The sequence below is a fragment of the Ectopseudomonas composti genome, assembly GCF_001567565.1.
In the GTDB taxonomy this organism is placed as follows: domain Bacteria; phylum Pseudomonadota; class Gammaproteobacteria; order Pseudomonadales; family Pseudomonadaceae; genus Aquipseudomonas; species Aquipseudomonas composti_A.
In genome coordinates this window covers 389,317-414,259 of record NZ_LSSW01000029.1, presented here as the reverse complement: position 1 = coordinate 414,259, position 24,943 = coordinate 389,317, and the positions used below count along the sequence as shown (strand labels likewise).

15 protein-coding genes, 2 tRNA genes and 3 rRNA genes are annotated in these 24,943 nt (G+C 59.6%); 3 read left to right on the top strand and 17 right to left on the bottom strand.

Translation table 11 applies throughout. The features are described from left to right. Window positions 1-81: 81 nt before the first annotated feature. The 5 genes from PCLY_RS18410 to PCLY_RS18390 form a co-directional block, all read right to left on the bottom strand. Window positions 82-1,179, bottom strand: a complete 1,098-nt coding sequence (locus PCLY_RS18410; protein ID WP_061241054.1) for a carboxynorspermidine decarboxylase — start codon at window positions 1,177-1,179, stop codon at window positions 82-84. 247 nt (window positions 1,180-1,426) lie between these two features. Then, on the bottom strand, window positions 1,427-3,754 hold the full coding sequence (locus tag PCLY_RS18405; RefSeq protein ID WP_061241053.1) for a DUF6160 family protein: 2,328 nt from the start codon (window positions 3,752-3,754) through the stop codon (window positions 1,427-1,429). 12 nt (window positions 3,755-3,766) lie between these two features. Then, window positions 3,767-4,357, bottom strand: coding sequence for a DUF6160 family protein (locus PCLY_RS18400; RefSeq protein WP_061241052.1), 591 nt, complete (start codon window positions 4,355-4,357; stop codon window positions 3,767-3,769). Beyond that, a complete protein-coding gene (locus PCLY_RS18395) occupies window positions 4,344-5,405 on the bottom strand; it encodes a hypothetical protein (protein WP_061241051.1) in 1,062 nt (353 codons plus the stop codon). The genes PCLY_RS18400 and PCLY_RS18395 overlap by 14 nt, the downstream gene beginning before the upstream one ends. Before the next feature lie 2 nt (window positions 5,406-5,407). Next, the gene (locus PCLY_RS18390; protein ID WP_061241050.1) at window positions 5,408-6,418 is read right to left on the bottom strand and encodes a DUF6160 family protein; all 1,011 of its coding nucleotides are present in this window, start codon (window positions 6,416-6,418) and stop codon (window positions 5,408-5,410) included. A 310-nt stretch (window positions 6,419-6,728) separates the two neighbouring features. Here PCLY_RS18390 and mksB point away from each other — a divergent pair, with 310 nt between their 5' ends. The 3 genes from mksB (at window position 6,729) to mksF (ending at window position 11,607) form a co-directional block, all read left to right on the top strand. Next, window positions 6,729-7,970: an Mks condensin complex protein MksB gene (gene mksB, locus PCLY_RS18385; protein WP_061241049.1), complete on the top strand. Its 1,242-nt coding sequence runs from the start codon at window positions 6,729-6,731 to the stop codon at window positions 7,968-7,970. A gap of 119 nt (window positions 7,971-8,089) precedes the next feature. After that, on the top strand, window positions 8,090-8,779 hold the full coding sequence (mksE, locus tag PCLY_RS18380) for an Mks condensin complex protein MksE (RefSeq protein WP_061241048.1): 690 nt from the start codon (window positions 8,090-8,092) through the stop codon (window positions 8,777-8,779). Then, a complete protein-coding gene (gene mksF / locus PCLY_RS18375; RefSeq protein WP_061241047.1) occupies window positions 8,776-11,607 on the top strand; it encodes an Mks condensin complex protein MksF in 2,832 nt (943 codons plus the stop codon). Before mksE ends, mksF begins: the two co-directional genes overlap by 4 nt. A gap of 126 nt (window positions 11,608-11,733) precedes the next feature. Here mksF and PCLY_RS18370 read toward each other — a convergent pair whose 3' ends face one another. The 12 genes from PCLY_RS18370 to ilvC form a co-directional block, all read right to left on the bottom strand. Further along, window positions 11,734-14,037, bottom strand: coding sequence for a PqiB family protein (locus PCLY_RS18370; RefSeq protein WP_061241046.1), 2,304 nt, complete (start codon window positions 14,035-14,037; stop codon window positions 11,734-11,736). Then, entirely contained in the window at window positions 14,030-14,647 is a 618-nt protein-coding gene (locus tag PCLY_RS18365; RefSeq protein ID WP_061241045.1) for a paraquat-inducible protein A, read from the bottom strand. Before PCLY_RS18365 ends, PCLY_RS18370 begins: the two co-directional genes overlap by 8 nt. Then, window positions 14,634-15,293 (bottom strand): paraquat-inducible protein A, encoded by a 660-nt coding sequence (locus tag PCLY_RS18360; RefSeq protein WP_061241044.1) that lies wholly within the window; start codon window positions 15,291-15,293, stop codon window positions 14,634-14,636. The genes PCLY_RS18365 and PCLY_RS18360 overlap by 14 nt, the downstream gene beginning before the upstream one ends. Before the next feature lie 172 nt (window positions 15,294-15,465). Continuing rightward, window positions 15,466-15,581 (bottom strand): 5S ribosomal RNA (rrf, locus tag PCLY_RS18355). A 139-nt stretch (window positions 15,582-15,720) separates the two neighbouring features. After that, window positions 15,721-18,613 (bottom strand): 23S ribosomal RNA (locus tag PCLY_RS18350). Window positions 18,614-18,872: 259 nt separating this feature from the next. Next, window positions 18,873-18,948 (bottom strand) — tRNA-Ala (locus tag PCLY_RS18345). A 22-nt stretch (window positions 18,949-18,970) separates the two neighbouring features. After that, window positions 18,971-19,047, bottom strand: a tRNA-Ile gene (locus PCLY_RS18340). 85 nt (window positions 19,048-19,132) lie between these two features. Beyond that, window positions 19,133-20,669: ribosomal RNA gene (locus PCLY_RS18335) — 16S ribosomal RNA — on the bottom strand. The 16S, 23S and 5S rRNA genes sit together here with 2 tRNA genes alongside, the layout of an rRNA operon. A gap of 536 nt (window positions 20,670-21,205) precedes the next feature. Further along, the gene (gene msrQ, locus PCLY_RS18330; RefSeq protein WP_061241043.1) at window positions 21,206-21,832 is read right to left on the bottom strand and encodes a protein-methionine-sulfoxide reductase heme-binding subunit MsrQ; all 627 of its coding nucleotides are present in this window, start codon (window positions 21,830-21,832) and stop codon (window positions 21,206-21,208) included. After that, complete coding sequence (msrP, locus tag PCLY_RS18325) at window positions 21,832-22,842, bottom strand: protein-methionine-sulfoxide reductase catalytic subunit MsrP (protein ID WP_061241042.1); 1,011 nt, start codon at window positions 22,840-22,842, stop codon at window positions 21,832-21,834. Before msrP ends, msrQ begins: the two co-directional genes overlap by 1 nt. Window positions 22,843-22,908: 66 nt before the next feature. Next, window positions 22,909-23,724, bottom strand: a complete 816-nt coding sequence (gene pssA / locus PCLY_RS18320) for a CDP-diacylglycerol--serine O-phosphatidyltransferase (protein ID WP_061241041.1) — start codon at window positions 23,722-23,724, stop codon at window positions 22,909-22,911. Window positions 23,725-23,872: 148 nt separating this feature from the next. Continuing rightward, window positions 23,873-24,889 carry a ketol-acid reductoisomerase gene (gene ilvC, locus PCLY_RS18315; RefSeq protein ID WP_061241040.1) on the bottom strand — a complete coding sequence of 339 codons (1,017 nt, stop codon included), beginning with the start codon at window positions 24,887-24,889 and terminating at the stop codon, window positions 23,873-23,875. Window positions 24,890-24,943: the final 54 nt, after the last annotated feature.

Below are 24,943 nucleotides of genomic sequence, written 5' to 3'. Positions count from 1 at the left end.
CGTAGAGCGGATGACGCGTTTCTCATCCACCCTCGTTTGGCAAATGGTGGACGAATGAAGCGTCGTCCACCCTACCTGGCATCACGATAGGCTGGACAGGTAGTCGTCGAAACCGAACTGGCGAGCCACCTCGATGCTACCGTCGAGTTGTTTCACCACGATGGACGGCATCTTCAGGCCATTGAACCAGTTCTTCTTGACCATGGTGTAACCGGCGGCGTCGATGAACGACAGGCGATCACCGATCTGCAGCGGTTTGTCGAACTGGTACTCGCCGAAGATATCGCCGGCCAGGCAGCTTTTGCCGCAGACCATGTAGGTGTGTTCGCCGTCATTGGGCGCCATCTTGGCGTTGAGGCGATAGATCAGCAGGTCGAGCATGTGCGCTTCGATGGAGCTGTCGACCACGGCCAGGTGCTTGCCGTTGTACAGGGTGTCGAGCACGGTGACTTCCAGCGAGGCGCTGAGGGTGATCGCCGCTTCACCGGGCTCCAGATACACCTGCACGCCGTACTTCTCGGAGAAGGCTTTAAGGCGCGCGCAGAAGGCATCGATCGGATAGCCCTCGCCAGTGAAGTGAATGCCGCCACCGAGGCTGACCCACTCGACCTGGGCGATCAGGTGACCGAAACGCTCCTCGATGGTGGTGAGCATCTTGTCGAACAGCTCGAAGCTGCCGTTCTCGCAGTTGTTGTGGAACATGAAGCCGGAAATCTGCCCCATGACCTGCTCGATCTTGGCCGGGTCCCATTCGCCCAGGCGGCTGAACGGACGCGCCGGGTCGGCCAGCAGGTAGTCGGAGCTGCTCACCTGCGGGTTGACGCGCAGGCCACGGATGGTGCCCTCGGTGCGCTCGGCGAAGCGCTCGAGCTGGCCAATGGAGTTGAAGATGATCTTGTCGCAGTTGGCGACCATCTCTTCGATCTCGTCGTCGGCCCAGGCCACGCTGTAGGCGTGGGTTTCACCGGCGAACTTCTGCCGGCCCAGCTTCAGCTCGTACAGCGAGCTGGAGGTGGTGCCGTCCATGTACTGCTGCATCAGGTCGAACACCGACCAGGTGGCGAAGCATTTCAGCGCCAGCAGCGCCTTGGCACCGGAGTTCTCGCGCACGTAGGCGATCTTCTCCAGATTGACCAGAAGCTTCTGTTTGTCGATGAGGTAGTACGGCGTCTGGATCATGTCGTCGCCCCAGCAAGGTCAGCCAATGGGTGCCTCAAGGGCCCCCGAAAAAAAGTGGACGCGAATTGTGCCGATAACCGACGCATATCGAAAGGGCATTGGGGATTTTTTGTACAACCGGTGATGACCGGAGCCTGGCCCGCCTGGACGAAGACCTTAAGACAGGGCGGTTACAGCGGTATGACCGATCCGGCGGCCATTTCTGTGGGAGGGGCTTTGGCCGCGCCGGTCACTGCCTGCAGGCCTATCAGTTGATCGGCGTAGCGGTCAGGTTGGCGCGAATATCGGCATTTTGCAGTTTCATGCCATATATGGAGGTGACCGCACCACCCGTCGGGTGCACGTTCTGGATGCGGTCGATGTTGATTTCCTTGAAGTGCACCCGGCCATTGACGGCAAAACCCAACGGGTCCGGTGAGACCGGCGGGCAGCCGCTGGCGCTCTTGTCGCAGACCTTGGTCGGCGCCACGTCGAGGTTGAGGTCCACGCGCACGCCATAGGTGTTGGCATTGGCATCGCTCGGGTTGCCATCGGAGGTGTGGAAGTTGTCCACCACCAGTTGCGCCCCCGTGCCGTTGACGCCGCCGACCCGATCCGTCTCGATGATCAGCTGGTTGCGTTTCTCGCTGGTCGACACGCTAGCTGCCGGATTGCCCGAAGCATCGCGCACGAAGACGTTCTTCAAGCCCGCCGTCAGCCCTTCGTTGCCACGATCTTCCCAGCGACCGCCACTGGAGGTGCAGGCCGATGCGCTGGCGCCGCTGCCACCGACGCACAGCGCCCCCGCACCACCAGAGCTGATACTGAGAGTCGAACCCTGCTCGTAGCGCCGCAGCACGATGCGGCCAAGACTCTGCCCGGTGCTGCGGTCACCCCAGCGCACGTCGTGCACATCGAGGGTCGACCAGTAGGTGCCTTTGTTCAGTTGCACGCCATTCTGGGTCACGTCCAGCGAACCGTCGCGAAAGTGCATGTCGTAGCGCGTACCCGCCAGCCACAGGCCCTTGCCGGTTTCATCGACGGTAATCGCCGCATTGGCCTCGGTGACGAAGAAATCGGCGTTGTAGCCTACGCCGTCGCCACTGGCGCCGCCGGGGCGCAACGTGAGCTGGCCGTTGAGGGTGAAATCGTAGGCCGGGAAGATTTCCAGCAGGACCAGCAACTCGGTACCGCCCTGCAACGGCGCATCGGCGCGACCGACCCGCAGACCATCGAAGCTGTAGCTGCCCTTGACGTTGTTCAAACCCAGGCGCAGACCGTCGAAATGACCGTCATAGCCGCCGCTGCCAGGCTGGGTATTGGCACTGCCGGCGTAACAGCCGAGGCTGATCCCTCCGGCGCAGCTTCTGGTCAGGTCGACCGTCAGTTGGCCGCTGCCATGAGTGCGCAGGCCACTGAACCACATGCTGTTGCCGTTATCGGTGAGCGAGACCGAGCTGCTGACCATGTTCCATGACACGTCCGCAGTGATGCCCTTGAGCCCTGAGTTGGGGTCACCACCCGGCCGTAGCTTGAACCAGTTCTGCCGTGCGCCCTCATCCTGAAAATTGAGGTCGAGCGCCAGGCTGCCGATCTTCTGATTGTTGGGGTTGCCGATGATCAGGCCACCGAGGCCGGCATTGAGCTTGAGATCCTGGAAGGCCAGCTGGGCATAGTGCCCGCTGCTGTCCTCGGCCAGATCGAGGGTGATGCCGTTCTGGCTGCTGAGCACGCCGACGAAGTTCTCGGCGCGCAGCACACCGTCGTCCTTGTACTGGAACAGGCTGCTGGCGATGGTGATCTGCGGAATCAAGCGCAACCCCTCACCACTGGCGCCACCCCCGGCAATGCGGATGCTGCCGCCCAGGCGCAGATCCATGTCCAGCTGACCAAAACTGCGCGCATGGTCCGGGTGTCGCGTATCCGGCAGGTCGGGCGTTACCGCAACGCCGACCTGCGGATCGCCATGCGCCAGATCCAGGCCGATGCCGCCGACATGCGCGACGAAGCGCGTATCGCCCAGATCGAGGCGCACGGCGGAACCGTTGCCACCACTGACGATGTCCAGGTAGGCGTTGTTCAGGTAGGCATCGAACGAGGCATCACGCACGATCAGATCGAAGCCGTTGTCACGGTAATAGAAGGTCACCGCATCCAGACTCAAGCGGCTGCCATCGACGCTGAAACCAGCCACGCCGCTGGCCCCGCCGCCGCTGAGTTTCAGGCTGGCGCCGAGGGTATAGAAAGCACGAAAGGCGCCGAAGCTCTTGTCGCTGCCAGCGAAACCGATGGCATTCACCGCCAGTTCGTTCGGCCGCCCCTGGTGCTCGACATGCAGGCGATCATCGATCACGTCGACCGTCGTGGTAGACACACTGCCGGCCTGCTGCGGCCGACTGGAAATACCTTCGACTCGCAGGCTCTGACCGTCCTCGCGGTATTCGAGACTTTCGGCCGACCAGCCGCCACCGGCGGTTTCGATGCTGATACCACCACGACCACTGACGCTAGCCAGGCCGTCATCGTCCAACGCCTGCATGGCCCACACCGGTGAACTGCCAAGTGCGAGCGCCGCCAGCCATCCATAACGCTGCATGATCCGCCCTCCTCAGTTCGTGGGAAACACCAGCACGCTGCCCTGCATGCGAATGGCGCCATCGATCTTGGCCGAGAAGATGTTGGTCTGCTGATAGCTCGGATCACCACCATTGGCGGCACTTAGCGCCTTGTTCTTCCAGCCACCCTGGCTGGCCACACCGAAGGAGAAGTTGCCGTCCTTGAAGCGAATCTCGTTGGGCAGCCCCAGCGCCAGCACCTCGCGCTCACCACTGGCGCTGGTCAGCGTGCGGGTGTCCAGGGTCAGACCTTCGAAACTGAAGATGCCTTTGAGGTTGTCCAGCACGTACCAGCCGGAGTTGGCACCGGAGCGCACGGCCACACGCATGCCGCAGCTTTCCGGACTGGCTGCACCGGCCAGGGCGCAGCTACGCTGGTTGGCCGTCCACTGCGCCGGGTCGTTGGTCGTCGGCGTGCCCCAGAGCACACCACCATCCTTGTTGATGCTGAACTCGCCAGACAGGTAAACCCCGCCCTGCCCAGTCATCTCGCTGAGGGAGCTGTCGTCCAGCGCCTGCATTTCCGCCAGCGCCAGAGCCGGCAGCAACGACAGCAGTACTCCAACCGTTCTAGCGCAGGTCATAGCTGCTCACCTTCAGGTAGTTGAAGCTCAGCCCGGAGATTTCGTTGCGGCCAAAGTTGTAGCCACCGGTGGGCACCGCGGTAGGGCTGCTTCGAGTACCGCCGACGGTCAGGTTCTCGAACACCAGGTTGGTGCGCGGCGCGTTGGCATAGAAGTCACTGGCCAGGGCCTGGCGTTGCGCCGCCGTGGAGGCGCCGCTGGTGGGATTCTGCAGTTCCAGCACGAACTGACCGTCGGCGCTGGAGCGCAGGCGCAGCGGCTGCGACTTGCCGTAACCGAGGGCGATGTTGGCGTAGCCGTTGGTGATATAGAGCGTGCGCGCACCACGCTGCGCTGCGGTTTCGCCCGCGGTGTTGCAGTCGGCCTGGGCGCAGGACATCACCTCCAGGGTCTTGGCGAAGATATTGATGCGTGCCTCGCCCACCAGCTCACCGTTGCCGTTCTGCCCGGGGTCGCCCCACAGGCGCAGGTAGGAGCCGTCCATTACCAGTTGGTGAAAGTCCAGCGCGAGCATCTCGGTGCGCCCGGCCGCCACCTGGAAGTCGAAGCGCACGCCGAGATCGGCGCGACCACTGGCACCGGTAGAACAGTTCGAACCAGCCGCCGCATAGCCATCGAGACAGGGATTGCCACCGGCGACCAGGCGTTCGGGAAACTTGAACGACAGCACGGTGATATCGTTCGGCGTGGTCTGTACCCACTGGCCGTCATCGCGCAGGCTGCGCAGCTCTTCGCCTTTGGCCAGCTCCAGTTCGAACGGATGATCGATGCTGCCGATGGTCACCGGATTGAGGTTGCTGCCCTTGTTGCTGCCGGCAGCACCAAGGTAGAGATTCTTCACCGAGATGGGCACGTTGCGCCCCTGGCCGTCGGTGATGTCGTTGATCACGATCTGCGCACCCGAACCGTCGAGCAGCACCTGATCGAGCACGAAACCAAGGCCGGCGCCCTGCACGTCGGACAGCTCGGCATCGCTCAACGGCTCCATCGCCTGGGCCGAAGCGCCGAGCATTACGCCAAGCAGCAAGTGGAGTGCGCGAATATCCATGGTCAGCACCCCGAGACGGCGCTGCCAAGGCAGGTGTCTTGGCGCGGGATACCGTTAAGCGCCTGGTTGAAGTCGAATTTTATCCCCGCCACAAGGTTGCCGTTGGCATCGCGGTACTTGGGAATATTGAGAAACGCACCTGCGACGGTATTGATCAGTTCGGAAGTATCCATATCTCGCCATTGCAGATCCTTTAATTGCAGCGAGATGAAGACCCCCTTGGCAGCCTGATCCATACCAGGCGCGCTGACGTTACCGATGTTCAGCGACTGGAACTGACTGAGGTTAAAGCAGGTGGAAATGCCGATGATCTGACAACCTTGAGAGGGAAACGCGCTCAACAACCCACCTAGTAGATTGCAGTTGGCGACACACTGCACGACCGAACCATCCTTCAGCCCGGCCTGGTTGGCCCGTACGGAATCCGGCGTGCCGTTGTTCACCAACTCGGCCTCGGAACGAATGGTCGAGTTCTCGTTCACCGTCGCACCGAGCAGCAAACGCTGAAAGAAGTTGGCTTCGTCGAGCAGCGGTTTGGCCTTACCCTCGAGATCCACCGCGATCTTGCCGGTCAGATGAGAAATGTCGCCCGACAGCACACCCTTGGCTTCACCGAAACCAATACGCACACCAACGACCTGATTCCCCTCGTATGCCAGTTCCAGGTACGGATCCACGATCTGAAAAGGGTTGATGCTGTCGTTGGCACCGACTGTGCCCAGGGCAAAGTTGTTGATCAGAATGTCCGAGGCCCGCGTTTCACCCGCGCGCGTGTACCCACCCAGCTCCAACTTCTTGATGTTGAGCTGAGTGTCCACCTTGAGGCCAAAATTGATCCGGGTGTAATTGAGTGATCCAGCGGCATCGGTGCTGAGGTTGATGAACGCCTGCCCGGTGATGTCCGACAGCTCGCTGTCCTCCAGCTCGACCATGTTGGCCTGGACCGGGCCGCTCAAGGCCGCGGCGCATACCAATGCCAGAGCATGTTTAGCAAAGCGAAAGGACTGGCGCATGGCAAAACCCCTGTTCTTATAGTGACGTCGAGCACTCCGGCTCGAATCCTTATGGCCACTATAGGGACAGCAGCGCCAGAGCGGCCCGACCCATAGTCGAGAAAGAGCAGGCAAATGGCCGCCAGCGCCCAGTTCGCCGCCCGACTGGTGTTACCGGCGGCAACAACGACGTAACACCTCACTTTCCACGCGAGGCAACCTGCCTGCTCCGTGCAACGAGTCACCTGCCTCTGATCGATTCGGACTCAAACCCGGCCTGCAGCTTGCAGTACAATTGCCCCTTTTCACTTGCCTGGAACCCGGCGCCTCGATGATCGATCCCAAGCGCGTTTTGCGCGCCCTCGCCGAACACTGGACGTTGCTCGAACCGCTCTGCGAACGTTTCGACGCGGGCACCCTGAGCCTGGTCGAGCTGCGCGGCCAGCTCACCACGCAGTTGCCCGACTCCACGCCCAGCGACACCACAGCCCTGCTCGACACCTGGATTCGCCTGGACATCCTGGTGCCGGTGGCCAAGAGCCCCAACCGCTTCGAGCTCAACGCGCAGATTCACGACTTTCTCGCTTACCTGCGCCGCGAGCACCGCCTCGGCCTGTGCCTGGAGATCGAAGCCTACCTGCGCCATCTGGAACGCCTGGCCGGCTACATCCAGGACGCCTTCGAGGTACGCGACGCCAACGACCTGGCGCGCCAGTTGCGCCTGCTCGATATGCGCGTCAGGGACGTCCTCAAGAAGCTGGCCAACGACGAACAGGCGCTGGTCGGGGTGGCCGACCGGGCCAAGACCTCGGATCGGCAGATTCCGCTGCGCCAGCGCTACGCCGAGGTGCTGGCCACCTGGGACGAATACGTCGAGCCGATGATCCAGCTGGTCGCCGCCGACGGCGCCTTCGAGCAGGGCGTGCGCCGCGTCGAACAGGTACTGCTGCGCCTGCTCGGCGACCAGCAGCGCCTCGGCCAGCTTGTCGACGACGACCTGCTGCTGCGCACCCACGCACGCATCCTGGAAATGCAGACCACCGCCCAGCTGACCCTGCGCAAGGCCCGCGAACTGCTGCTGCCGCTGCGCGAGGAAGCGCGCCGGCACAACGCCGTGACCCGTGGCGCGGCGCTGGCACTGTCGGTAATCCGCAAGAAGGGCATCGACGCCGTGCCGCAGGCGGCCATGCCGCTGTTCACCCGGCCGCAGAGCAACTTCTTGGGCTCGGCCAGCCAGGTCGAGGCCTACGTCTACGCCCTGGCCCGCTTCGAAGCCAAGCCGGCGCACTTCCCCAAGGCCAGCGGCAGCCGCAAGGGCGGCGCGCCCAAGGCGCCGAAGACCGCGCGCGAGATGATCGAACGCTGCGAACAGGCCCTGCCGCTGCCGGATCTGATGACCTGGCTGCTGGAACAGGAGCCGGAAGGCGCCACCGACGAGCTGCTCTACTGGTTCTCGCGCCTGTCGCGCGAAGGCCGCTTCCAGCGCGACCGCCTGCAACGTCAGACCTACCTGACCCGCGAGCATGAAATCAGTATCAGCTCCTATGCCCTGGTGGGCCGCCCCGATGCATGACCAACACGTAGGGGGGACCGGGGCGCGCAGCCAACGCCAGCTTTTTTCCACCTTTTTGATTGCCATGCGGTGGACGGATACAGCGCCGTCCACCCTACGACTGCCCGTGAGCACGACGTATGAACATTGATTTGAAAGAAATGACCCAGCTGGCGGCCGCCTTCCGCGACCTGTTCAAGGGCTACCACATCTCGCGCAGTGAGCCGGAGTGCTACGCCCAGCTGTCGAGCATGCAGGACCAGTACCGCGCCCTGTTCCGCGCCCTCGGTTTCGAGTTGGTCTGCGACCCGCGCGGCTTCTACTACTTCGTGCCCGAGCAGGTCGCGCCGCAGGTGAACAAGACCGCCCAGCGCCTGGCGCTGTTCACCTTCATCCTCGTGGAACATCTCGCTGACCAGGGCCGCGACCCGCTCTCCGTGCTCGATGGCGGCAGCATTGGCCGTGACGAGCTGCCCGCTCTGCTGGAGAAGTACCGCGACCTGTTCCTGCAGGCCGAGGTGACCACCTTCGAGGAGCTGGAAGACAAGATCATCCGCCGCCTCATCCAGCTCGGCTTCGCCGAGGACAGCAACGGCGTGTACCGCTTCCTGCCGCCGATGCACCGTTTCCTCGATGTCTGCCTGTCGGTGCAACACGATCGCGACCTGGCCGCCAGTCTGCACAGCAGCGACCTGCCGCTGCCGGCACCGGTGCTGCTGGACGATGACGGCGACGCCGACACGGCTGTCATCGACAGCGAAGAATCCGAGGAAGATGCCCTGGCCCGTGCCATGGCCGAAGAACGTGCCGCACAGGAGATGGACGCATGAGCCAGGAACGCTACGGCATCCGCCGCTTCGCCCTGCTGAACACCGCCGGCTACAGCCTCGGCCTGTTCCCGCTGGAAAACCCGCTGTCGGTGTACGGCGCCAACAACCTGGGCAAATCCGCCTCGATCAACGCCCTGCAGTTCCCCATCCTGGCGCGCATGTCGGACATGAGCTTCGGCAAGTACAGCCTGGAAGCCTCGCGCAAGTTCTACTTCGCCAGTGACACCAGCTACATCCTCGTCGAAGTTGCCCTGCCCCACGGCCCGCATGTGATCGGCGTGGCCGGTCGTGGCCCGGGTGGCGGCTTCGGCCACCAGTTCTTCGCCTACGCCGGCGAGCTGGACCTGGAGCATTACCAGCAAAACGGCACCTGCCTGCGCCAACGCGAGCTGTTCAAGAACCTCGGCCAGGCCGGCATCACCGCTTACGAGCTGAAGCCCGACGAACTGCGTCGCCTGCTGGTCGGCGGTCACACCAGCATCCCGCTGGACCTGACCCTGATCCCGCTGCGCTCGACCAGCGAGCAAAGCCTGAAGACCTTCCGCGCGCTGTTCATCAACCTGCTGCACATGCGCGAGATCACCGCGGCCAAGCTCAAGCAGCTGTTCCTCGATGCCTTCGAGCACAGCCTGCGCTCGGGCAGCGTCGACTACATCGCCGCCACCGAGGAAGCCTTCCGCGACGTACGCCGCATGGAGCAGGACTACCAGGCCCTGGTCACCGCCGGCCCGCTGATCGAAGCACTGGCCTCGGGCGTTGGCCAGCGCGAGATCCTGCGCGGCAAGCTGCATCGCCTGTCGCCGCTGCTCGACAACCTGCTGGGCACCTGGCACGACTACGCCGATGCGCGCAAGGAAGAGCTGGTGATCCAGGCCGAGCACTACAAGAACGAACAGGATGGCCTGCAGAACGAGCAGCGTGGCGGCACCAGTGAGCTGATGCGCCTGGAGCGCGAAATCAGCGAAATCCAGCGCTGGCTGGGCGAGCTGTCCGTGCTGAAGAACCGCTTCGCCCTGGTGGAAAACGCCAAGGTGCTGGAAGAGCAACTGCTCGCCGCCAAGGATGCCCACGACGAACTGGCCGGCGCTCTGGCGCAGTCGCGCCAGTTCTCCAGCGAGGACCTGGACGAGCGTCTGCGCGACCTGGAAAAACGCCTCAAGTCGGTCAAGCAGCAGCTCGATCACGCCGACAACAACAGCTACTCGCGCCTGCGCGAGGAGTTCAGCCAGGCCGACGTCGACCGCCTGATGCGCCTGTTCAACGGCCAACTGTTCAGCCTGCCGCTGGGCGAGAAAGGTATCCAGGCCGACGGTGACGACTGGGTCAAGGCGGTCGAAGCGGTGCTCGATCGCTTCAAGGGCGACACCTTCGCCGTGCCAGGCCTGTCCATCGACCTCAGCCATATCGAGCCGCCAGCCCTGCAGGCACTGGCCGACCGCGCCGCCCTGCGCGACCAGAAGGATCGCCTGGAGCGCGAGCTCAAGCAGCTCAAGACCCAGCAGTCGGTCGCCGCTGACCGCGCCGCCAGCAAGGCCCAGGCCGAAAACCTGTACCAGGCCGTGCTGGACGCACAGAAAGCCCTGGAGGACTTCCGCAAGAGCCAGACCCTGGCCGCCGAGGAGCCGCAGAAGCTGGAGCGCCTGGCTGAACTGGAAGGCGCCCAGGATGAACTCAAGCGCGCCAGCGATGCCTTCGCCGAGCGCGTGCAGCAGATTTCCGCCAAGCTGCAACTGATCAGCCGTCAGATCGGTGATCTGGAGTCCAAGGAACGCACCCTGGAAGACGCCCTGCGTCGCCGCCAGTTGCTGCCGGCCGACCTGCCGTTCGGCACGCCGTTCATGGAGCCGGTGGACGACTCGCTGGACAACCTGCTGCCGCTACTCAACGACTATCAGGACACCTGGCAGGCGCTGCAGCGTATCGACAACCAGATCGAGGCGCTGTACGCCCAGGTGCGCCTGAAAGGCGTGGCCAAGTTCGACAGCGAGGACGACGTCGAGCGCCGCCTGCAACTCTTGGTAAACGCCTATGCCCACCGTCAGGACGAGGCGCTAACCCTGGCCAAGGCGCGCCGCGCAGCGGTCACCGATATCGCCCGTACCCTGCGCAATATCCGCAGCGACTACGACAACCTGGAACACCAACTGGCGTTGTTCAACCGCGAGATCAACAAGCGCCAGGTCTCCAACCTGCAAAGCTTCCGCATCGTCCTGGCACCGAACAAGGAAGCCCTGCGCCATATCGACCAGATCATCCACAGCGCCGGGCAGTACGAGGAAGGCGAAACCCTGTCGGTGTTCGACCTGTCGCAGTCGGCCGATCAGGATGCCAAGAACGAGGAAGCCAAGGACTATCTGTCGCGCCTGGTCGCCGCCAACGGCAACCAGCTGGGCCTGAAGGATCTGTTCGAGCTGGCCTTCGAGATCACCAAGGTGCATGGCCAGCCGATCATCCACACCGACATCGATGGCGCAGCCAGCAACGGCACCACCATGACCATCAAGGCGCTGACCAACATGTACCTGCTGCTGCACCTGATGGATCGCGAGCAGGCCGGGCGCGTGCGCCTGCCTTACTACCTCGACGAGGCTGCGGACATCGACGAACGCAACCAGCAGGCACTGATCGAAACCAGCCTGCAGCTGGGCTTCGTACCGATCCTGGCCTCGGTCAAGCCGCAGGTCTCGGCCCACGTGGCCATCGACCTGGAAGGCGGCAGCGGCCCCAACGGCATCTATATCGACGAGGCGGACTGGAAGTTCATCAAGCCGCGCGAAAGTGCCAAGGCTCAGGCGCCTGTGCAGGAGGAAGCCACCGAGCCGGCCTGAACGCATCGCGGCTAAAGCCGCTCCTACGGTCACGGCTGGGCGGCATTCCGCTTCAGCCGCGATCTTTTATAGCCGCCAAAATGAAAAGGGCCGCTCAATGCGGCCCTTTTCATTGCCATGATTGGCTCACTGCTCCAGCACGATCTTCGGCGCCCACTGCATCCAGGCCTCCTGCGGCTCGTCGAACAGCGCGAAGGTCTGCCCCGGCTGAGCCGGCCCGCCCATCTCCGGATTGTTCGGCGTGGCGAAAGCGATACCGCCCTCGATCAACGCTTCCAGCGACTCGGTGCGCACCTTCAGTCCCTTGAACAGACCGGCATCGACACCGATACCACTGGCATTCCAGAAACGGCTGCCCGAGCGCACCAGCGGTGCGTAGCGTGGTTCGATCAATACATGGATCAGCACACGATCAGAGGTCGGCCCCAGCTCGAAATCCACCACCTTGCCCACTGGCACCTCGCGGTAGCTGACGATCACCCCCGGCTTGATCGAACCACGCCGTGGTGCGCTCAGCACCAGGCGCAGGCCATCCTCGCGCACTGCCTGATTCGGCGGGCTTGGCAGTGCAGTGAACTGGGTGCGGCGGGCGCCTTTCTGCGTCGACAGCTGTACCTCCAGATACTGACCGCTGACCAGCGTGCCGAGGTTCTCTGCACGGGTCAGGCTCAGCTCCGGCTTCACCACCCAGAACCGCGAACCCTCACGGGCAATCTGCTCGGCAGCCTGAGTGATTCGCACGTTGAGCGTCACCGCTTTCAGGTCATCGGTCAGGCTGAGGTTCTCGACCTTACCGACCTCCAGACCTTTGTAGCGCACAGCCGTACCTGGCTGCAGACCATCGCCATCGGCGACGCGGATGGTGATCTGCTGCCCTAGCTGCAAAGCGCTTTCGCGGTCGGCATGCAAAGCGAAGCGCTGCACCTGACGTCCCGACCTGGCCGCCTGCAAGTCAGGCGTTTCGAAGGCGACGCCACCTGCCAACAGAGTCTGCAAGGACTCGCTCTTGACCTCGACACCAGACAACCCGCCCTTGAGGGTGATGCCGCTGGCATTCCAGAACCGTGTGGAGGTATTCACCAGGTGCACATAGTCCGGCTCGATATGCACGCCCAATACCACCTGGCGGTTATCGCGTCCCAGCTGATAACTCTGTACCGACCCCACCTTGATCTGCTTGTAGAGCACCGGGCTGCCGACCTCGATGGAGCCGAGCTGATCGGTGAACAGCACCAGATGCAGGCCCGGCGCACCGAGATCCAGAGGTGGAGCCTTGCTGCGGGCGACGAAACTGCGCGCCGGCGGACTGCCCTTCTCGCCTGGGCGCACGGCAATGTAGTTACCCTTCACCAATGCCTCGAGGCCGGTGATACCAGCCAGAGAAATCGAGGGCTTGACCACCCAGAAGTCCGAACCTTCCACCAGGTAGTCTTCCGCCAGTGGGTCGATGGTCAGCTCGGCCGTGGCACTGTTGAGATCGCGATCGACCTTCAGGGCTTTCAGCGAACCCACCTGAATGCCCTTGTACATGACCGGCGTTCGGCCTTCCTGCAAACCATCGAAATCGCTGAGTTTCACGACGATCTTGATCCCCGCCTGGGCCTCGTCGTAGTCCTCATAAAGACGAAACGGCAGCGAGGGATCGGTGGGCGGGCTGTCTTTACGGTGTTCGGGCGTAGCGAAAGCGATACCGCCAGCGACAATGCTGGCCAGCGACTCGCTACGCAGTTTGAAACCGGAAAGATCGGCATCGACGCTGATGCCACTGGCATTCCAGAAGCGCGTGTGTTTGCGCACCAGATGCGCGTAAGCAGGCTCGATGAACACTTTCACCTCTACCGTGCTTTGATCCTCGCCCAAGGTGTAACTCTTGACTCGACCGACCTGAATCTGTCGGTAGAACACAGGGCTGTCACGATTGAGCGAGCCCAGCCGCTCAGCCTTCAGCGTGATATGCAGCCCCGGAACATCGTCGCCCATCGGCGGCTCCTGATTCAGGGCAGTAAAGCTGCGCGAGGGTTCGCCATCACCGGGGCTGAAGGTGATGTAGTTACCGGAAACCAGCGTTTCCAGACCACTGATACCGGCCAGACTGACATTGGGTTTGACCAACCAGAAACGCGTTTTTTCGCGGAGCAGTTGTTCGACCTCCTTGTTGACCTCCAGCTGCGCCAGGACGCCACGCTTGTCTCCGGACGAATCCAGACTGATGGCCGTGACCTTGCCGACCGCCATGCCCTTGTACATCAACTCGGTCTTGCCGGCCTGGATGCCCTCGCCACTGGCGAAGATCAACTCGACCTGAATACCGGCCTCGCTGTAGGCACGCCAGGCCAGCCAGCCACCGATCAGCAGTGCGATAAGAGGCAGGACCCAGATGGCCGACCAGTTCGAAGCAGGACGTGTCTTGGCCAGAGGAAGGTCAGTCATGATCGGTTTCCGTGTTGTCCCAGATAAGACGGGGGTCGAAAGTCAGTGCAGCCAGCATGGTCAGTATCACCACACTGGCAAAGGCGGCGGCACCGGCTCCAGCTTCGATACTGGCCAGGCTGCCAAAATTCACCACGGCCACCAGAATGGCGATGACGAAGATATCGAGCATCGACCAACGGCCAATCCACTCGATGAAGCGGTACATGAGCATCCGCTGTCTGGCAGACATCGGCTGGTGTCGCTGTACCGAATACAACAGCAGAGCAATACCCACCAGCTTGAAGGTGGGCACCAGAATGCTGGCGATGAACACCACTGCGGCAATCGGCAACATGCCCAAGTGAATCAACTCCAGAACGCCGCCCATGATGGTCGAGGGCGACCCCTTGCCCAAGCTGTTGACCGTCATGATCGGCAGCAGGTTGGCCGGGATATACAGAATCGCCGACGTCAGCAGCAGCGCCCAGGTTCTGATCAGACTGTCAGGCCGGCGCGCATGAATCAGGCCACCACAGCGACTGCAGTACTGATGCTTGGCCTCGACGTCGACAGGGTTGAGTTGATGACACTCGTGACAGACCAACAACCCCGCATCAATCGCCCGCATGGATATCCTCCCCGGACAAGGCTTCCCAGATCTGATGCGGCGACATGGTCACCTCCAGCCAGACCTGCACCAGCAACAGCGCGATGAAGCAGAACAGGCCCAGGCCGAGGCTCAGGTCAGCCAGGTCCATCAGCTTCACCATCGCCACCAGGATGCCCATCAGATAAACCTCGAGCATTCCCCACTCACGCATGTGGTGGTAGATCCGGTAGAGCAACAAGCCGTAGCTGCGACCAAAGTCGATGCGAATGCTGAGCAGCACCAGCAACTGGCAAAGCAGCTTGAGCAACGGCACCGCCATGCTGGACAGAAACACCACCACGGCGATGCCCTGCATACCGCTTTCATACAGCCCGATCACCCCACTCCAGACCGTGTCCTGCGAGGTCTGTCCCAGCAGATTGAGTTGCATGATCGGCAGGAAGTTGGCCGGGATATAGAGCAGCAGAGCCGTCACGACCAGGGCCAGACTGCGTCGCACCACATGATGGCGATGACGGAATAACTCATAACCACAACGCGGGCACTCGGCACTCTCGCCGTCCTGCAGCACCGGCTTGCGCATCAATAGGTCGCACTCATGACAGGCGATCAACTGCTCGATCGGCAAGGATGACAAGGATGGTTCGGGCAGCGAGTCAGACATGCAGGTCCCCAGGAGAATTCGCGCATTCTACCCGAGCGCAGACAAGCGCCGACATATCGTAGGGTTCAGCACACGCAGCAGAACGTTCGCGAATTGCGCAGCGCGCCCTGCTTTTTTCCGCGCACAAAGAAGAAACCCCAGACCGCTAGGCGATCTGGGGTTTCGTATAGGAGCTTGACGATGACCTACTCTCACATGGTGAAGCACCACACTACCATCGGCGATGCGTCGTTTCACTACTGAGTTCGGGATGGGATCAGGTGGTTCCAACGCTCTATGGTCGTCAAGCAATTCGGTTGGGAGATCGTCGTGAGACGCGCTCCCTTGGATACGTGATAGATAATTTGTAGTTCTTGCAAATTTTCGGCTTTCTGTCGACTTCACCATCGACACCCTCTGCTTTGAGGGCAGATTGTTTGGGTGTTATATGGTCAAGCCTCACGGGCAATTAGTATTGGTTAGCTCAACGCCTCACAGCGCTTACACACCCAACCTATCAACGTCGTAGTCTTCGACGGCCCTTTAGGGAGCTCAAGGCTCCAGTGAGATCTCATCTTGAGGCAAGTTTCCCGCTTAGATGCTTTCAGCGGTTATCTTTTCCGAACATAGCTACCCGGCAATGCCACTGGCGTGACAACCGGAACACCAGAGGTTCGTCCAACCCGGTCCTCTCGTACTAAGGTCAGCCCCTCTCAAATCTCAAACGTCCACGGCAGATAGGGACCGAACTGTCTCACGACGTTCTAAACCCAGCTCGCGTACCACTTTAAATGGCGAACAGCCATACCCTTGGGACCGGCTTCAGCCCCAGGATGTGATGAGCCGACATCGAGGTGCCAAACACCGCCGTCGATATGAACTCTTGGGCGGTATCAGCCTGTTATCCCCGGAGTACCTTTTATCCGTTGAGCGATGGCCCTTCCATACAGAACCACCGGATCACTAAGACCTACTTTCGTACCTGCTCGACGTGTCTGTCTCGCAGTCAAGCGCGCTTTTGCCTTTATACTCTACGACCGATTTCCGACCGGTCTGAGCGCACCTTCGTACTCCTCCGTTACTCTTTGGGAGGAGACCGCCCCAGTCAAACTACCCACCATACACTGTCCTCGATCCGGATAACGGACCAGAGTTAGAACCTCAAGGTTGCCAGGGTGGTATTTCAAGGATGGCTCCATGAGAACTGGCGTCCCCACTTCAAAGCCTCCCACCTATCCTACACAAGCAAGCTCAAAGTCCAGTGCAAAGCTATAGTAAAGGTTCACGGGGTCTTTCCGTCTAGCCGCGGATACACTGCATCTTCACAGCGATTTCAATTTCACTGAGTCTCGGGTGGAGACAGCGCCGCCATCGTTACGCCATTCGTGCAGGTCGGAACTTACCCGACAAGGAATTTCGCTACCTTAGGACCGTTATAGTTACGGCCGCCGTTTACCGGGGCTTCGATCAAGAGCTTCGCTTGCGCTAACCCCATCAATTAACCTTCCGGCACCGGGCAGGCGTCACACCCTATACGTCCACTTTCGTGTTTGCAGAGTGCTGTGTTTTTAATAAACAGTCGCAGCGGCCTGGTATCTTCGACCGGCATGGGCTTACGTAGTAAATACTTCACCCTCACCGGCGCACCTTCTCCCGAAGTTACGGTGCCATTTTGCCTAGTTCCTTCACCCGAGTTCTCTCAAGCGCCTTGGTATTCTCTACCTAACCACCTGTGTCGGTTTGGGGTACGGTTCCTAGTTACCTGAAGCTTAGAAGCTTTTCCTGGAAGCATGGCATCAACCACTTCGCATTCTAAAAGAACGCTCGTCATCAGTTCTCGGCCTTGATCTCCCGGATTTACCTAAGAAATCAGCCTACCACCTTAAACACGGACAACCAACGCCGTGCTGGCCTAGCCTTCTCCGTCCCTCCATCGCAGTAACTAGAAGTACGGGAATATTAACCCGTTTCCCATCGACTACGCATTTCTGCCTCGCCTTAGGGGCCGACTAACCCTGCGTCGATTAACGTTGCGCAGGAAACCTTGGTCTTTCGGCGTGCGAGTTTTTCACTCGCATTGTCGTTACTCATGTCAGCATTCGCACTTCTGATACCTCCAGCAAGCTTCTCAACTCACCTTCACAGGCTTACAGAACGCTCCTCTACCGCTCATCCAAAGGATGAACCCGTAGCTTCGGTGTATGGTTTGAGCCCCGTTACATCTTCCGCGCAGGCCGACTCGACTAGTGAGCTATTACGCTTTCTTTAAAGGATGGCTGCTTCTAAGCCAACCTCCTAGCTGTCTAAGCCTTCCCACATCGTTTCCCACTTAACCATAACTTTGGGACCTTAGCTGACGGTCTGGGTTGTTTCCCTTTTCACGACGGACGTTAGCACCCGCCGTGTGTCTCCCGTGCTGACACTTGCTGGTATTCGGAGTTTGCATCGGTTTGGTAAGTCGGGATGACCCCCTAGCCGAAACAGTGCTCTACCCCCAGCAGTGATACACGAGGCGCTACCTAAATAGCTTTCGAGGAGAACCAGCTATCTCCGAGCTTGATTAGCCTTTCACTCCGATCCACAGGTCATCCGCTAACTTTTCAACGGTAGTCGGTTCGGTCCTCCAGTCAGTGTTACCTAACCTTCAACCTGCCCATGGATAGATCGCCCGGTTTCGGGTCTATACCCAGCGACTAAAGCGCCCTATTAAGACTCGCTTTCGCTACGCCTCCCCTATTCGGTTAAGCTCGCCACTGAATATAAGTCGCTGACCCATTATACAAAAGGTACGCAGTCACCCAACAAAGTAGGCTCCCACTGCTTGTACGCATACGGTTTCAGGTTCTATTTCACTCCCCTCTCCGGGGTTCTTTTCGCCTTTCCCTCACGGTACTGGTTCACTATCGGTCAGTCAGTAGTATTTAGCCTTGGAGGATGGTCCCCCCATGTTCAGACAAGGTTTCTCGTGCCCCGTCCTACTCGATTTCATTGATAAGAGCGTTTCGTGTACGGGGCTATCACCCACTACGGCGGCACTTTCCAGAGCCTTCCACTACACTCAAATCAACTTAAGGGCTAGTCCCCGTTCGCTCGCCACTACTTAGGGAATCTCGGTTGATTTCTTTTCCTCAGGGTACTTAGATGTTTCAGTTCCCCTGGTTCGCCTCTTGCACCTATGGATTCAGTACAAGATACCCGGCTTATGCCGGGTGGGTTCCCCCATTCAGAGATCTCTGGATCACAGTCTGTTTGCCGACTCCCCAAAGCTTTTCGCAGGCTACCACGTCTTTCATCGCCTCTGACTGCCAAGGCATCCACCGTATGCGCTTCTTCACTTGACCATATAACCCCAAGCAATCTGGTTACTGTCTCAATCGTGAAGACGACATTCGCCGAAAATTTGCGTCTTGAGAACTACAAATTTTACCTTGACCAGATCAATTGCCAGTGAAAGCAATTAATCAGTCACTTCTATCACATATCCAAATTTTTAAAGAACGATATTCGTACCGGTCAAAAGACCAGAAATCAGCACTCAACAGGCCAAACCTGAAGCGCTCATTTCTGAACTCTTTCTCTTGCAACGTAACGCGTAGAGAGTGGTGGAGCCAAGCGGGATCGAACCGCTGACCTCCTGCGTGCAAGGCAGGCGCTCTCCCAGCTGAGCTATGGCCCCGTATTCTTCTGCACCAAGCAATTGGTAGGTCTGGGCAGATTTGAACTGCCGACCTCACCCTTATCAGGGGTGCGCTCTAACCAACTGAGCTACAGACCTATAACAGGGTCGCGTTACAGCATCGTCTTCGACTATGAATCAAGCAATTCGTGTGGATACTTATGAAGAAGCTGATGTCTTCGATTAAGGAGGTGATCCAGCCGCAGGTTCCCCTACGGCTACCTTGTTACGACTTCACCCCAGTCATGAATCACTCCGTGGTAACCGTCCCCCCGAAGGTTAGACTAGCTACTTCTGGAGCAACCCACTCCCATGGTGTGACGGGCGGTGTGTACAAGGCCCGGGAACGTATTCACCGTGACATTCTGATTCACGATTACTAGCGATTCCGACTTCACGCAGTCGAGTTGCAGACTGCGATCCGGACTACGATCGGTTTTATGGGATTAGCTCCACCTCGCGGCTTGGCAACCCTTTGTACCGACCATTGTAGCACGTGTGTAGCCCTGGCCGTAAGGGCCATGATGACTTGACGTCATCCCCACCTTCCTCCGGTTTGTCACCGGCAGTCTCCTTAGAGTGCCCACCATAACGTGCTGGTAACTAAGGACAAGGGTTGCGCTCGTTACGGGACTTAACCCAACATCTCACGACACGAGCTGACGACAGCCATGCAGCACCTGTGTCTGAGTTCCCGAAGGCACCAATCCATCTCTGGAAAGTTCTCAGCATGTCAAGGCCAGGTAAGGTTCTTCGCGTTGCTTCGAATTAAACCACATGCTCCACCGCTTGTGCGGGCCCCCGTCAATTCATTTGAGTTTTAACCTTGCGGCCGTACTCCCCAGGCGGTCAACTTAATGCGTTAGCTGCGCCACTAAAATCTCAAGGATTCCAACGGCTAGTTGACATCGTTTACGGCGTGGACTACCAGGGTATCTAATCCTGTTTGCTCCCCACGCTTTCGCACCTCAGTGTCAGTATCAGTCCAGGTAGTCGCCTTCGCCACTGGTGTTCCTTCCTATATCTACGCATTTCACCGCTACACAGGAAATTCCACTACCCTCTACCGTACTCTAGCTCGCCAGTTTTGGATGCAGTTCCCAGGTTGAGCCCGGGGCTTTCACATCCAACTTAACGAACCACCTACGCGCGCTTTACGCCCAGTAATTCCGATTAACGCTTGCACCCTTCGTATTACCGCGGCTGCTGGCACGAAGTTAGCCGGTGCTTATTCTGTCGGTAACGTCAAAATTGCAGAGTATTAATCTACAACCCTTCCTCCCAACTTAAAGTGCTTTACAATCCGAAGACCTTCTTCACACACGCGGCATGGCTGGATCAGGCTTTCGCCCATTGTCCAATATTCCCCACTGCTGCCTCCCGTAGGAGTCTGGACCGTGTCTCAGTTCCAGTGTGACTGATCATCCTCTCAGACCAGTTACGGATCGTCGCCTTGGTGAGCCATTACCTCACCAACTAGCTAATCCGACCTAGGCTCATCTAATGGCGCGAGGTCCGAAGATCCCCCGCTTTCTCCCGTAGGACGTATGCGGTATTAGCGTCCGTTTCCGAACGTTATCCCCCACCACTAGGCAGATTCCTAGGCATTACTCACCCGTCCGCCGCTCTCAAGAGAAGCAAGCTCCTCTCTACCGCTCGACTTGCATGTGTTAGGCCTGCCGCCAGCGTTCAATCTGAGCCATGATCAAACTCTTCAGTTCAATACTGCTTGGGTTTTGAGAAAACCCTAAACTTGGCTCAGCAATCGCAAATAAACTCTCGAATTCACGAGTGTTACTTGTGATGCTGATAATCACTTGACTATCAGTCTTACCTCACAAGCACCCACACGAATTGCTTGATTCAGTTGTTAAAGAACAGTTGGTTAAGTCTTTCGTCTCAACCGAGGCCGCGCATTCTACAGCAGCCTTTCTTTCTGTCAAGCTGTTTTTCGAAGAATTTTTTCTTTCTACTCAACAACTTGCGCCTTCGATCAGAACTTCTTCTCTCCAGCGGGAGGCGCATTCTACAGCGTTCAAAACCGCTGTCAACCACCTCTTTCAACCGCTTTCGATCCACTCGACCGAAGCATCAACAGGACCTGACCAGCACCCTGTCGACCGGTGCGCATTCTACACACCGCCTTCAGCTTTGCAACCCCTCTTTTAAACTTAACTTATTGATTAACAAGAAGTTTTTGAAGAGCTTCATCGCTGAAGTGGCGCGCATTCTACCGCCAGCAGAATGCGCGTCAAGCTTATATTTCAACTTTCTTCGGATTTTCTCGCCAAAGGGCGCCGACGCGCTGCAGTCCACTCGCAACAGTGGAGACACGCATCAGCAACAGCGCACCACCTATCAGTGCATAAGCGAGCCACTCGCCCAGATCAGCACGCACCACCCAGAGCATATGCAGCAAAGCCAGCAGCAGGATGACGTAGACCAGGCGGTGTAGCGCCTTCCACTTGCGCCCCAATCTTCTGATGCTGAAGCGGTTCGAGGTAACAGCCAGCGCCAACAAGCCCGTAAACGCCAACGCACCCACGATTATGTAAGGACGCTCGGTCAGATCACGAAGCACCAGCTCCAGGCGCAGCCCGGCGATGAACAGCACGTAACCGCACAGATGCAAAGCGACGTAAGAGAAGCACCACAGACCCAGTTGCCGGCGCACGGCGATCCAGCCACCCCAGCGACTCAATTGCTGCAGAGGCGTCATGGCCAGGGTAATCAACAGAAGGATCAGCGCACCGAGCCCCAGGTTATCCACCAGCGCCTTGCCAGGGTCAGGCCCCAATAGACCGAACACAGCGCAGTACAGCCAGTACAGCGGCGGCACCGACGCAGCAAGGAACACGGCGAGGCGCCAAACCCGGTAGCGCATCAGTAGTCCCTCGCCAGATCCATACCCGCATATAGGTTGGCGACCTCTTCATAGCCATTGAACATACGGGTATCGATCACATTAGGGCTGAACAACCCGCTGGGCAGACGCCGCTCGGTTGCCTGCGACCAACGCGGATGGTCAACCTGCGGATTGACGTTGGCATAGAAGCCGTACTCGTTCGGCGCAATGCGCTCCCAGGTCGTCTTGGGCGCCTCTTCGACCAGACTGATGCGCACGATGGACTTGATGCTTTTGAACCCGTATTTCCACGGCACCACCAGACGCAGCGGCGCGCCGTTCTGGTTTGGCAGAACACGCCCATACATGCCGACGGCCATGAAGGCCAGTGGATGCATGGCCTCATCGAGCCGCAGACCTTCCACATAAGGCCAATCGATCAGGGAAAAACCCGAGCGCTGGCCTGGCATGTGCTCACGATCGACCAGTGTTTCGAAGCGCACGTAGCGCGCTGCAGAGGTTGGCTCGGCCTGCTTGAGCAAATCCGCCAGAGGAAAACCCAGCCAGGGAATGACCATGGACCACGCCTCGACGCAGCGCAGCCTGTAGATACGCTCCTCAAAGGCATGCGGCTTGACCAGATCCTCGATGGCGTAGCGCCCGGGCTTGCCGACCTCGCCGTCGACCGTCACCGTCCAGGGCTCGACCTGCAACTTGCCGGCATTGGCTGCCGGGTCACCCTTGCCCGTGCCGAACTCATAGAAGTTGTTGTAGTGCGTCGCGTCCCTGAACGGCGTGATGCTTTCACCTTCAGCGACGACCGCTTGCCAGCGAGCACGAGCCAGCTTCTCGTCGAACCAACCCGGTGCCTTCGCCAGCTCGACATCGGCATACACGCCCTGAGCATCGGCACGAGCCCAACCCGGCATCGCCCCGAGGGCAGCCAAGGCCAGCGAGCCCTGCATCAGCTTGCGACGAGAAAGATAAACGGACTCGGGGGTGACTTCGGACTCGAGAGCCCGGGAGGAGGAAGGAACTCGGATGAGCATGGCAACTCCGCGTCTACAGTTCGAGAAACGAACTGTAGACAACGCAGCGCAGGAGAAATTACAGCGTCAGACAGATTTACGACGCCGCAATTGCAGTAGGTACTGAATCGGACCCGAGACAGCATAAGCGAGGAAGATCAGCAACAGGATACGAGGCGGATCGCTGAACACCACGGCGAACACCAGCACGACGGCGAGAATCGCCACGAACGGCACACGCCCTTTCAGATCCAGGTCCTTGAAGCTGTAGTACTTGATGTTGCTGACCATCAGGCAGCCCGCCGCCGCAACCAGCAGCGCCACGGCAAACGACATGTTCGAGCCCTTGATGCCAAAATCGCTGAAGGCCCAGACCGTGCCGGCGACCACTCCGGCCGCAGCCGGGCTGGCCAGGCCGATGAAGTAACGCTTGTCGACACTACCGATCTGCGTGTTGAAGCGCGCCAGGCGCAGCGCAGCACCGGCGACATAGATGAATGCGACCATCCAGCCGACCTTGCCCATGCTGCCCAGGGCCCACTCGAACGCCAGCAGCGCAGGTGCGACACCAAAGGCGACCATGTCCGAGAGCGAGTCGTACTCGGCACCGAAGGCGCTTTGCGTGTTGGTCAGTCGCGCGACTCGACCATCCAGGCCATCGAGCACCATGGCAACGAACACCGTGGCGGCCGCGACATAGAAGTTGCCGTTCATCGCGTTGATGATGGAGTAGAAACCGGCGAACAGGTTTGCCGTGGTGAACAGATTGGGCAGCAGGTAAATGCCGCGGTGACGCACCTTGCGCCCCTCCGCATCCTGCCCTTCCTCTACGTGCTCGTCGATCGGCAGCAGGCTTTCTAGGTTGTCTCCAGCCGGCTTTTGATCCTCGGGACCTTCACTCATGAACAGCACCTTGCAACGGGTTTGACGAATTTCGACCGGGGCGACTGGACTCAGTTCGCCACCTACGCGAGCAGGCTTTATACCAGAAGCCTCGCCGCATAACGAAAAAACGCGGCACAAAGCCGCGTTCTTTCGCACATCGCAGACCTTAGTTCTTGGTCTTGTCGACGATCTTGTTGGCAGCGATCCACGGCATCATGCCGCGCAGTTTCTCACCGATGACTTCGATACCGTGCGCAGCGTTGTTACGACGCTTGGCGGTCATCGACGGGTAGCCAGTGGCGCCTTCGCTGATGAACATCTTGGCGTACTCGCCGTCCTGAATACGCTTCAGGGCGTTGCGCATGGCCTGACGGGACTCGGCGTTGATCACTTCCGGACCGGTCACGTACTCGCCGTATTCGGCGTTGTTGGAGATGGAGTAGTTCATGTTGGCGATGCCGCCTTCGTACATGAGGTCAACGATCAGCTTCAGTTCGTGCAGGCACTCGAAGTAGGCCATTTCCGGCGCGTAGCCAGCTTCGACCAGGGTTTCGAAACCGGCCTTGACCAGTTCGACGGTACCGCCGCAGAGAACGGCCTGCTCACCGAACAGGTCGGTTTCGGTCTCGTCCTTGAAGGTGGTTTCGATGATACCGGTACGGCCACCACCAACGCCCGAGGCGTAGGACAGCGCGACGTTCTTGGCATTGCCGGAAGCGTCCTGATAAACAGCGATCAGGTCAGGGATGCCGCCGCCCTTGACGAATTCGGTACGCACGGTGTGGCCCGGAGCTTTCGGCGCGATCATGATCACGTCGAGGTCGGCACGCGGTACGACCTGGTTGTAGTGGATGGCGAAGCCGTGGGAGAAGGCCAGAGTCGCGCCCTTCTTGATGTTCGGCTCGATCTCGTTCTTGTACAGCTGGCCCTGGAACTCGTCCGGAGTCAGGATCATGACCAGGTCGGCAGCGGCAACGGCGCTGGCCACGTCGGTCACTTTCAGGCCATGGGCCTCGGCCTTGGCAACGGTAGCCGAGCCTTTACGCAGACCGATGGTGACGTCTACGCCGGAATCTTTCAGGTTGCAGGCCTGGGCATGGCCCTGGGAGCCGTAACCGATGATGGCGACTTTCTTGCCCTGGATGATGGAGAGGTCGCAATCTTTGTCGTAATAAACTTTCATGTTCTTGGCTCTTTTGAATCGAAAGGGATGGGGTGCGGAGCACCGCGACGCAGA